The organism is Sphingobacterium hotanense (assembly GCF_008274825.1).
Classification (GTDB): domain Bacteria; phylum Bacteroidota; class Bacteroidia; order Sphingobacteriales; family Sphingobacteriaceae; genus Sphingobacterium; species Sphingobacterium hotanense.
Genome location: NZ_CP030848.1, coordinates 897203 through 908491, shown reverse-complemented (window position 1 = coordinate 908491; position 11289 = coordinate 897203). Strand labels below are relative to the sequence as shown.

Below are 11289 nucleotides of genomic sequence, written 5' to 3'. Positions count from 1 at the left end.
AACGATACTGAATAAAATGAGTAAACAATTTACCGCGGTAAACTGGAACACACCAGATAACGATTATGCGTTGATGTTCTGGGAACAAAATATTAAGCAATTCTGGATTGACACCGAGTATATTCCTTCCAAAGATATCGACAGCTGGAAAGGTTTGAGCTGGGATATGAAGGAATGTTATAAGAAAGCATTAGGTGGTTTGACTTTATTGGATACCTTGCAATCGCATACAGGTATGCCGAAGATCATTGACCATATCGATTCTTTGCAGAACAAAGCGGTATTGTCTTACATGTGTATGATGGAAGCTATCCACGCTAAATCGTACTCTACGATCTTTACCACCGTATCGACAACAAACGAAATCAACGATGTATTCGGTTGGGTTTCGCAGAATAAATTCTTGCAGTATAAAGCGGCTACAATCGACAAACACTATCGCGGAATCGATAAAGAAAAGGTTTCTAACGAGGAGCTGTTCATGGCTATGGCAGCATCTGTATTATTAGAGTCTTTCTTATTCTACTCTGGATTCTTCTTACCGTTATGGTTATGTGGTCAGGGTCAGATGGTAGCATCAGCAGATATCATCAAGAAAATCGTTGCTGATGAGTCTATCCACGGTGTATTCGTAGGGCTAGTTGCTCAAGAAGTATTCGCTAAACTTCCGAACAAAGAGGAAGTAAAACAACGTTTCTTGGCTTTATTGAATGACTTATACGAAAACGAAATTAAGTACACTGAAGAGCTTTATACCGTGGTAGGTTTAACTGCTGAGGTAAAAGAGTATGTTCGTTATAATGGTAACAAGGCCTTAATGAACTTAGGTTTCGAGCCGATCTTTGAAGTAAAACAAGTGAACCCTATTGTATTGAACGGTTTGAATACAGAGACTACGCAGCATGACTTTTTCTCGAAGAAGTCTACAAACTATGAGAAGTCTATGGAAATCGTGCATTTGATGAATGAAGACTTCGCGATGGATGCGACAGTGGAAATTTAGATGTTAGACAATAGATATTAGGTATTAGATACTGAAAAAGGCGCCTTACGGCGCCTTTTTTATGTTTATAGTATCCGATTTAGGATAGGTGCTAACTGATGTTGCCTTTCTTGAGTTCGTTGATGGCGTAGTCTACTGCGCGAGCGGAGAATGCCATATAGGTAAGCGAAGGGTTTTGCGTAGATGTTGAAGTCATACAAGCACCGTCCGTCACGAAGACGTTTGGACAGCTGTGGATTTGATTCCATTTATTCAACATCGATGTTTTCGGGTCTAAGCCCATACGTACGCCTCCCATTTCATGGATATCTAAGCCTGGTGCCTGTGACGATTCATTGCGCTGTATGTTGGTGAAGCCGGCAGCCGTGAACATCTCTTCCATCGTATCCAGATAGTCTTTTTTCATCTTAGCGTCGTTGTCATCATAGTCAACCGAGATCTTCAATTGCGGTATTCCCCATTCGTCTTTCTGGGTTTCATCGAGTGCAACGTAGTTTGATGCTTTCGGAATCGTTTCTCCCATCATATGCGATCCTACGCCCCAATTGCCCAATTGCGGATTCAATAAGGAAGATTTCAGGTCTTCGCCTATGCCGGATTGGTCTGAGCCCGAGCGGCGGTATGCTCCAAAGCCAGCAGCGTAGCCTCTAAGAAAGTCGGTTTCTTGTTTATGCAGATTTCTGAAACGTGGAATGTAACCTCCACCTGCAGGGTTCTTACCGTCGACTTTATAATCCAAATGCCCTTCATGCTCTGCAGATATCCGAGCACTGTAATTATGGAAAGCGACATATTTGCCTAAGGTATCCGAATCGTTGCCCAGCCCATTCGGGAAGCGCTTCGATTTGGAATTCAAGAGAATCAGGTTGCTGTTCAAGGCGGCAGCATTAACAAAGATCAGCTTGCCGAAGAAATCAATCTCTTCCTTCGTATTTCGGTCGATCACTTTGACACCGATCGCTTTTCCTTTTTCATCATCATAAAGGATGGAATGCACAACAGAATCTGGTCTCAGCGTCATGTTCCCTGTCTTGGCAGCCCAAGGTAGCGTGGAAGCATTGGAACTGAAATAGCCACCAAATGGGCAACCTCTTTGACATAGCAATCGATTCTGACATTGTACGCGTCCCTGATCGAGATGAATCTGATTAGGCTTCGAAAGATGCGCGCAACGAGCCGATATGACTTTGCGTCCAGGGTATTTGGATTCAACCTGTTCTTTGAAGTATTTTTCGACGATATTTAAGGGAAAGCCAGGGAGGAATTCGCCATCCGGCAACTCCGGAAGGCCATCCTTGTTGCCCGAGATCCCGGCAAAGCGTTCTACATGATCATACCATGGCTTGAGGTCGTCGTATCGGATAGGCCAATCGACAGCGAAGCCGTCTCTCGCAGGACCCTGGAAATCAAAGTCGGACCAACGTTGTGTTTGGCGGGCCCACAGCAAGGACTTCCCTCCTACCTGGTATCCACGTATCCAATCGAATGGTTTTTCCTGCACGTAGGGATGCTCCTTATCTTTCACGAAGAAGTGCTGTGCATCCTCTCGGAAGGCATAACATCTGCTAACCACGGGGTTTTCTTCCTTCACATCGTAGGGTATCTCGCCTCGATGTTCAAACTGCCAGGGATATAAATTGGTAGTCGGGTAATCTTTGATATGTTGAACATCACGTCCTCTTTCAAGAACCAATGTTTTTAATCCTTTCTCACATAGCTCCTTTGCAGACCAACCTCCTGATATTCCAGAGCCAATCACAATAGCATCATAGCTGCGTTCTTTCGCAGAATCAATATTTAAATTTGCCATTCCTTATCCGTTAACTTTCATTGCCCCATTATAGCGCCCAGGCACTAATTCATACACCAATTTATTTTTCATGACATATTCCGAGTTCAAGTAGCCTTGAATGGTACGTCGTTTCAGAAGTTGGAAAAAGACATCTTCGGCGGGCAATGCCGCTAGGTAGGTTTGCATATCCTTTAGCCCCTTTCCTTTAATCGTTTCTGCTCCTTTCAACCCTTCTATGAAAGCTTTCTGTTCTTCAGGGCTGGCACAATCGTCGACCATCTTCATCACAAAGAGATGTAGATTGAGGTCCTTAGCGCCCGGCGTGTCGGTTTTAGGGATTAGGGATTCAGTCAATTCAGCGAGGAGGTCCTCGTCTGCTTTATTAAGTTTAAGATGATTAAGCACGATGCTGGTTGATTTATCTGTGAAATCACAGGAGGTTGCAATCATCATACCCCCTGCAACCACAAATAGCTGCTTAATCGCGGTCCGTCTATTCATAAGATTTACAATCAATAGATTTAAATCTACGAATAAAACGGGAAAACTGGAATGCTAAATCGTTTAGAACAATAAACTTTCCACTTCTTTTAACGAAGAGGCAAGTTTATCTGCGTGAGAAAGGCGTTCGCGTTCGACTTCTTGTTTAGAAACAGCAACGCAATAAAGCCCTGCGGCTTTAGCGGCGGTACATCCTGTGCTGGTGTCTTCTACTACCAGGATCTCTTCGGATGGGATAGCGAGCTTCTGTGTAGCCAGTAAATAAGGTTCTGGATTGGGCTTAGGTTGTTCTACAGATTCTCTAGTCACAAAAAACGAGAAATAATCTAATAATTTATGTTCACCGAGCACGGTGTCTACTGTTGTTTTATAACTGGAGGTTACTAACCCTGTGGTTAGCCCTTTCGATTTAACTAACTCCAATATTTCTTGTGCATGTGGCATCAATCTGATCGTTCGCATATCTGCTTTTGCATATCTAGAACGCGTTGCAAACCACATGTCTTCTTCATCGACTTTCAATTTGTATTGCTCATTCAACATAACAACGTTGCGAGCTAGGGTATGTCCTGCAAAATTGGAAATCCAATCGTCGAAAGTTATGCTTAATCCATAATCTTCTGAAAGAATCGGTGCCCAATTGCTATAGTAAAAGTATTCAGAGTCTATCAAAGTACCATCTAAATCGAATAGTACAGCTTTAAAGTTATTCATACGACAAAGTTAGTTATTGCAATATTAATACAATGTTAAATCAGCAGGAGTTAACATATAAACGGTCATATGAATCTATAAATATAAAATGAGTCTCGTGAGGCAGTCGCTTGGCACTGCGCTTATCTTGCTAATCCCTCTCAGTTTTGCTAAGTTTGTTAAGCCGTTGGAGCGGAATCTCCTGAGCATTTACATCAATAAATAACATTCATGAAAATAATAGCAGTAGGTAGAAACTACGTAGATCATGCCAAAGAATTGAATAATCCGGTTCCTGAGAAACCGGTTATTTTTCTTAAACCCGACACCGCCGTTTTGAAAGATAATAAAGACTTCTATTTTCCGGAGTTTTCTAAGGATGTACATTATGAAGTGGAAGTCGTGCTTCGTGTGTGCAATGAAGGGAAGCATGTTTCTAAGAAATTTGCACACAAATACTACGACGCTATTGGTTTGGGAATAGATTTTACGGCTAGAGATATACAGGCCGAACATAAGGCTAAAGGCTTGCCTTGGGAACTAGCAAAAGCTTTCGATCATTCTGCTGTTATCAGTAACCTCATTCCGAAAGAGGAATTTGAGAACATACAGGAACTAACTTTCTCTTTAACAAAAAATGGAGAGACAGTTCAGGAAGGAAATACGAGGGATATGATCTTTGATTATGACACATTAATCAGCTTTATTTCGCAATACATTACGATCCGTAAAGGAGATCTTATTTATACAGGCACGCCGGTTGGCGTGGGCCCTGTTCAGATCGGCGACAAACTGGAAGGGTTTTTGGAGGGAAATTCCATGTTTGTATGCCAAATTAAATAAAATGAGAAAAACGTTCGTCACACTTTTACTTGCTACTACCCTTGGGATGTCATCCCATGCACAGAATAATAATATATATACTTCACGTAATTACCCACAGGGTTATTTTCGGAATCCCCTGAATATTGCTCCTGATGCTTCGGGAACATTCGGTGAGCTCAGGTCTACACATTTTCATGCGGGCGACGACTATCGCACGCAGCAAAGAATAGGTCTGCCGCTGCATGCTGCTGCTGAAGGCTATGTATCGCGCGTTCGAGTGCAGATCGGCGGCGGGGGAAACTCTGTTTACATCGCGCATCCCAATGGATATACTTCGGTATATCTACATATGGACAGCTTTAATGATGCCTTGACCAATATCATCCGCGCCGAACAATACAAACAACAGCGCTTTGACGTGGACTTGGAGTTGAAAGAGGGTCAAGTAAAATTGACGAAAGGAGAGTTTATCGGCAATGCCGGAAATACTGGTGGTTCGGCAGGACCGCATCTACATTTCGAAATCCGAGATACAAAAACTCAGCGCCCGTTAAATACCCAGTTATTTGGACTTCGATTCAAGGATAACTTTGCTCCAACGATCAACGGACTCATGGTCTATGATCTTAATGAGCCTATCTTTAATGAATTCACCGGACGCCGTTATATGCAATTGAAAGCTTTAGGTTCAGGTCGTTATGCACTAGCGTCCGGAGCTCCTATTTCCGTTAATGGGAAGTTTGGATTAGGTATCAATAGCATAGATCGACATCGCGCTGGGGGCTTTCAAAACGGGGTATATTCTATCGATTTGTTTATCGATGGGCAACCCGTTTCGACGGTTGTATTTGAGGAATTAGATTTCAATACGTCCAGAGGTATTCATTCTTATATTGATTATCCGCACTGGAAAAAAACAAAAGTCAAGGTTCAGAAGAGTTTTAAAGATCCGGGTAATAGAATTGAAATATTCAAACACTTGGAAAATGAAGGTGTCATCGAATTGCAGGATCAAGAAGTTCATGATGTTAAATATGTCGTGAAAGATGTGCAAGGAAATTGCAGCGAATTGAATTTTCAAATCAGGAATAACCCTTCATATCAACCAAAGGCCAACCCTCTAAAAGGAGAACGATTCGCCTACAACAAGGTTAATAAATTCTCTGCTGATCATTTACAAATAGAAATCCCGACAGAGACTTTGTATGGCGACCTGGACTTTGTATACAGCCAAAGCGCGCCTATTGCGAATAGCTATTCGCATGTTCATCATGTCCAAAATGCTTACATCCCTTTATTTTCTAGCTATATGCTGAATATCAAGCCAACCAATCTACCCCCACACCTAGAAAGCAAGGCTTTAATTGCTTCCGTGCAAAATGGCGCTGAAGGTGGAAAGCTTGAAAAAGGATGGGTTAGCGTGAATACGCGGAACTTTGGGTCTTTCTATGTCGCCGTGGATACGATTGCACCGACCATTACTCCGCGCAACTTTAGCAATGGAAAGAACGTTAGTGCCCAATCTAAAATAGATTTCACTATTTCCGACAACTTTTCTGGAATTCAATCATTCAATGCGTATATCGATGACAAGTGGGTATTGATGGAATACGATTCGAAGAACCGACATATTTGGCATCGTTTCGATTCCTCATTATCGAAAGGACAACATAAATTCAAATTAGTTGTGAAGGATTGGAAAGATAACGAGAAGATCTACGAAGCAACATTCACGAGATAAAAGATATTATGGCAACATTAGATGTAGGCGATAAAGCGCCGGCAATTCAAGCGAAAGATCAGCATGGTAAAGAGGTTAAACTTGCCGATTTCAAAGGCAAGAAAGTTATTCTTTACTTCTACCCGAAAGATAACACTCCTGGCTGTACTACCGAAGCCTGTAACTTTAGAGACAATTACCAAAGTCTTTTGAAAGACGGCTATGAAGTTATCGGTGTCAGCATCGATAGTGAGGCATCGCATCAGAAGTTCATCAACAAGTACGAATTGCCCTTTACACTATTAGCAGATGAAGATCAAAAGATCGTCAATGATTATGGCGTCTGGGTAGAGAAAAACATGTATGGCAAAAAATATATGGGAACTGCTAGAACTACCTTCATTATTGATGAAAATGGCGTTATCCAACATATTATCAAAAAAGTAGACAATAAAAACGCGAGCCAACAAATTCGCGACCTAATGGCATAATAAGTCATACGAATACATTATATTTGCTTCCTATGAGTAAGCAAACAGATGATTTCTTTAAGAATATAATTTCGCATGCGAAGGAGTACGGTTTTGTGTTTCCTTCCAGTGAAATTTACGACGGTTTAAGTGCCGTATATGATTACGGCCAATTAGGTTCTGAATTGAAAAACAACCTTAAGTCTTATTGGTGGAAATCCATGGTTCAATTGAATGAGAACATCGTAGGTATTGATGCTGCGATCTTCATGCATCCAACAACCTGGAAAGCATCCGGACACGTAGATGGGTTCAACGATCCTATGATCGACAACAAGGACTCCAAGAAACGCTATCGTGCCGACCAATTAATTGAGGACAAGATCGACCGCTATGAAAAAGATGGGAAAACCGAAAAAGCTGCTCAGTTACAAAAAGATCTTGATGATGCATTAAATGCAGATGACTTAGCTCGTCTAAAAAATATCATTGAAGATCACGATATCGTATGTCCGATTTCAGGAACTAGAAACTGGACAGACGTGCGCCAATTTAACCTGATGTTTGCAACACAGATGGGTGCCATGGCGGACGGTGCGGAACAAGTATATCTACGCCCTGAAACCGCGCAAGGTATCTTCGTCAACTTCCTAAATGTTCAGAAAACCGGTAGGATGAAGATTCCATTTGGTATTGCTCAAATTGGTAAAGCATTCCGTAACGAAGTCATTGCGCGCCAGTTTATCATGCGTATGCGTGAGTTCGAGCAAATGGAGATGCAATTCTTTGTACGCCCAGGCACTGAATTAGACTGGTATAAAAAATGGAAAGAAACTCGTTTGAAGTGGCACTTAGCATTAGGTGCTGATCCTGCGAAATACCGTTTCCACGACCACGTAAAATTAGCACACTATGCTAATGCTGCGGTAGACGTAGAATACGAATTCCCATTCGGTTTCAAAGAAGTAGAAGGTATCCACTCTCGTACTGATTTCGACTTAAAACAACATCAAGAATTCTCTGGAAAGAAACTTCAGTATTTCGATCCTGAGATCAATCAAAGCTATATCCCTTACGTTATTGAGACTTCCATTGGTCTAGATCGTTTATTCTTAACGGTATTAGCAAACTGCTTAGTTCAGGAAGATTTATCAACAGAAGAAAAACAAGATTCACGTGTCGTATTAAAGTTCCACCCTGCTATTGCTCCTGTTAAAGCAGCTGTATTACCATTGACGAAAAAAGATGGTCTTCCAGAAAAAGCAAGAGAGATTATGGCAAAATTGAAACTAGACTACAATATCCAATACGACGAGAAAGACTCTATCGGTAAGAGATACCGTCGTCAAGATGCGATCGGTACACCGTTCTGTATCACAGTGGATCATCAGTCTTTAGAGGACAATACAGTTACTATTCGTCATAGAGATAGCATGCAACAAGAAAGAGTAAATGCTGATCAATTAGAGAAAATCATTGGCGATCTAGTCGGTATGAACAACTTATTGAAGAAAGTTCTATAAGACTTATTTCACGATAAAAAAGAGAGGCTATCGAATCGATAGCCTCTCTTTTTTATCTAAACGTCTCTACTTTCAAAGTTCCTCACGAACCTTCACTCCTATTGGAGTTTTAATGGAAACATGAAATTCTCTATGTCATACTGAAATCCATTCGACGTAAGTATTCTCGCGGGTCCACGGAGTATTGCTTTCTGAAAGCTCTATAAAACTTATACTTATTCGCAAAACCGGCTTCATTGGCAAGGTTCAATATTCCTTTGGCAGAACAATCGATATGCTGGCAATGATCCACAAAATAACGAATGCGATGTTTGTCCAAATAATCTTCAAAACTAATACCTAAGCCCTGCTCTAATATGATGGATAGGTTTTTGGGATCTATTTCCAAGATGGCAGCTAAGTCACGGATATGAAAATTCTTCATCCGGAACAGACGTTTCTCTAAGATGTATTTATCTGCTGTTGCAATGTAATTATTCCAAGTACGGACGGTCGTTTGATGCGCATATCCACTTTTTAGCTCGGCGTCCGGTAATATTATCTTCCGATATTTTGAAACCGCGATGTGCAGCCCTTTAAAATACAAGGTATAATAGATTCCAATCAAGAACAGCAGCGCTGTTTCCTGTACCGGAAACTCCACGATTGTCTCCACTCCGACAAAGAATGCGCGCAGGAATACAAAGGCGACCAGGGCCAGTTTTAAAGCCACGAACAAGAACCCTAGCTGACCATCAATCGAAGAAAGATAATAGGATAGCTGATCTCGTTTTGCGTAAAGCAAGGATAGTTCATATAACACTACCAAAGCGAGCAGGACATTTTTACCTTGGTGGAACATCCAATTTAAATAATAATGAACAATACTATCTAATATCTGTGCTTCATACCCCGCATATAACAACAGGAAAACAATAAACAGGATAAAAGGAAATACAGCCAAAAGAATTAAATAGCCGGACGTTCTACGTTCAACAAAGATATTTCTGACGTAAATAAGCGACAGCGTGATAATACAAACTCCAATTGTTCCGGCATAAAATAGAGCGACAGGACTGTCAAAACTAGGCCTTGCGAAGCTAGCGATAATCACTGATAAACAACAAACAACTAATATATTGATTAATTTTCCTCGCTCATCCCGCATCGACCTCTTCGTAAAGTAAAGCCAAGAAAATAGTAATTGGAGTATAACAACAACCAAAATAAGTACCATATAACAAGTTTACTTTTATTGTATTAATAAATTAAAAACGCTTTATTAAATTTCTACTTGAATAAGCACTTTAGGTAACCCCTTACCGAATAACCTGTCTCATATCTTATATCTCACAAAAACGCCATACCATTTCCCTTTTTCAATAACAATTCATAACAAACATATAACCACCTGTATTCCAATCCATTGGAAGACAAAAGACATATCTCATTTCCAAAAAAGGAAAGTCAACATTGTCAACGCCGACCAATCGCTCTCGTGCGCGATGTAACTTTAACATTCCAAACCAACCATCTATGAGATTGAAACTAAACATCTATTACAGTATGTTATCATGCTGTTTATTTCTGGCTTGTACAAGCCCAACCGAGTCCGATCCTGTCCCGGATATTGATGAGAAAGCAGAGCTTGACGAATCTATTGCTGCAAAGATCCCACATGTTTACATCACGACAGATGGCGGAGTTGCTATCACGAGCAAAGATGATTATGTAAATGCGGAGGTAAGCATCAATGGAAATTCCGTTCAAGCCGACCTAGACAAAAAGAAAACACGAATTAAAGGTCGTGGAAATAGCACGTGGTTCTTTCCTAAAAAACCTTACCGTCTGAAGCTGGATGAAAACGCCAGTATTTTTGGACTCCCTGCTGCCAAAGATTGGGTACTCCTTGCAAACTATCAGGATTATACCCTCATGTGCAATGGTATCGCCATGAAGGTCGGTCAGCAGCTCTCTATGCCTTTTACCAACAGTATCGTTCCTGTTGATGTTACGCTAAATGGGCAGTACTTGGGAAATTACATGCTCACCCAACAAGTCGAAGTAAAATCATCACGCATCAATATCGGTGATGACGGTGTGCTTCTAGAGATGGATACCTATTTCGACGAAGAATTCAAATTTAAATCGGCGGCCCTACAACTACCTATGATGATCAAGGCACCAGATATCGAGTCCGATGCACAATTTAACAGCATTAAAAAAGAATTTGAAGATTTCGAGAAACTACTTGTCGACAGCAAATTCCCTAACAATGGATATGGCAATTTGTTCGACAAACAGCAGCTCGTCAACTACCTTATTCTTAACACGCTGGTTGGCAACATGGAAATCAATCACCCTAAAAGCACCTATATCCATAAAAAAGCCAATGGAAAATATACCATGGGGCCAATCTGGGATTTTGATTCCGCCTTTGGACATGATGACGGTTTGAAAACCTACTTCAATTACGTAGACATAGCGTTGCTACGCGATACTGACAACCGACTTGGAAGCAAATTCTTCAAGATCTTCATGAAAGATCCCGAAGTGGTACAACTCTATAAAACCACTTGGACGAACTATAAAAACAACAAACTAGACGCCCTGCTCACTTATATTGAAGAATACGCCGCAAGCATCCGCGAATCTAAAAAGCAAGATTTTGCAATCTGGAAATTCGGCAGCAACGATCTTCCGACAGCGAAAAAGGATATGAAAATCTTCCTTCGAAAGCGAGCTAATTTCATCGATAACTACATAAAGACATTGCGTTAATC

10 protein-coding genes are annotated in these 11289 nt (G+C 41.1%); 6 read left to right on the top strand and 4 right to left on the bottom strand.

Going from position 1 to position 11289, the window contains the following annotated elements:
• Window positions 1-16 precede the first annotated feature (16 nt).
• Window positions 17-1003: a class 1b ribonucleoside-diphosphate reductase subunit beta gene (gene nrdF, locus DSM08_RS03800; protein WP_149524902.1), complete on the top strand. Its 987-nt coding sequence runs from the start codon at window positions 17-19 to the stop codon at window positions 1001-1003.
• Window positions 1004-1094: 91 nt separating this feature from the next.
• Here the strand turns inward: nrdF and DSM08_RS03795 are convergent, their stop codons facing one another.
• The 3 genes from DSM08_RS03795 to DSM08_RS03785 all read right to left on the bottom strand — a co-directional run bounded on the left by DSM08_RS03795 (window position 1095) and on the right by DSM08_RS03785 (window position 4010).
• Complete coding sequence (locus DSM08_RS03795) at window positions 1095-2813, bottom strand: GMC oxidoreductase (protein ID WP_149524900.1); 1719 nt, start codon at window positions 2811-2813, stop codon at window positions 1095-1097.
• A 3-nt stretch (window positions 2814-2816) separates the two neighbouring features.
• On the bottom strand, window positions 2817-3296 hold the full coding sequence (locus DSM08_RS03790; protein ID WP_149524899.1) for a gluconate 2-dehydrogenase subunit 3 family protein: 480 nt from the start codon (window positions 3294-3296) through the stop codon (window positions 2817-2819).
• 63 nt (window positions 3297-3359) lie between these two features.
• The gene (locus DSM08_RS03785) at window positions 3360-4010 is read right to left on the bottom strand and encodes an HAD family hydrolase (protein ID WP_149524897.1); all 651 of its coding nucleotides are present in this window, start codon (window positions 4008-4010) and stop codon (window positions 3360-3362) included.
• Between the two features lie 210 nt (window positions 4011-4220).
• Between DSM08_RS03785 and DSM08_RS03780 the strand changes: the two genes are divergently transcribed.
• Genes DSM08_RS03780 through DSM08_RS03765 form a run of 4 tightly spaced genes read left to right on the top strand, consistent with a single transcriptional unit; the run spans window position 4221 to window position 8527 of the window.
• Window positions 4221-4832 carry a fumarylacetoacetate hydrolase family protein gene (locus DSM08_RS03780; RefSeq protein WP_149524896.1) on the top strand — a complete coding sequence of 204 codons (612 nt, stop codon included), beginning with the start codon at window positions 4221-4223 and terminating at the stop codon, window positions 4830-4832.
• A 1-nt stretch (window position 4833) separates the two neighbouring features.
• Window positions 4834-6555 carry a M23 family metallopeptidase gene (locus DSM08_RS03775; protein ID WP_149524895.1) on the top strand — a complete coding sequence of 574 codons (1722 nt, stop codon included), beginning with the start codon at window positions 4834-4836 and terminating at the stop codon, window positions 6553-6555.
• An 8-nt stretch (window positions 6556-6563) separates the two neighbouring features.
• Window positions 6564-7025 (top strand): thioredoxin-dependent thiol peroxidase, encoded by a 462-nt coding sequence (gene bcp, locus DSM08_RS03770; protein ID WP_149524894.1) that lies wholly within the window; start codon window positions 6564-6566, stop codon window positions 7023-7025.
• A 32-nt stretch (window positions 7026-7057) separates the two neighbouring features.
• Window positions 7058-8527: a glycine--tRNA ligase gene (locus DSM08_RS03765; protein WP_149524893.1), complete on the top strand. Its 1470-nt coding sequence runs from the start codon at window positions 7058-7060 to the stop codon at window positions 8525-8527.
• A 130-nt stretch (window positions 8528-8657) separates the two neighbouring features.
• Here the strand turns inward: DSM08_RS03765 and DSM08_RS03760 are convergent, their stop codons facing one another.
• Complete coding sequence (locus DSM08_RS03760) at window positions 8658-9743, bottom strand: AraC family transcriptional regulator (protein WP_149524892.1); 1086 nt, start codon at window positions 9741-9743, stop codon at window positions 8658-8660.
• A 299-nt stretch (window positions 9744-10042) separates the two neighbouring features.
• On the opposite strand from DSM08_RS03760, the gene DSM08_RS03755 reads away from it, so the two are divergent.
• Window positions 10043-11287 (top strand): CotH kinase family protein, encoded by a 1245-nt coding sequence (locus tag DSM08_RS03755; protein WP_149524891.1) that lies wholly within the window; start codon window positions 10043-10045, stop codon window positions 11285-11287.
• Window positions 11288-11289: the final 2 nt, after the last annotated feature.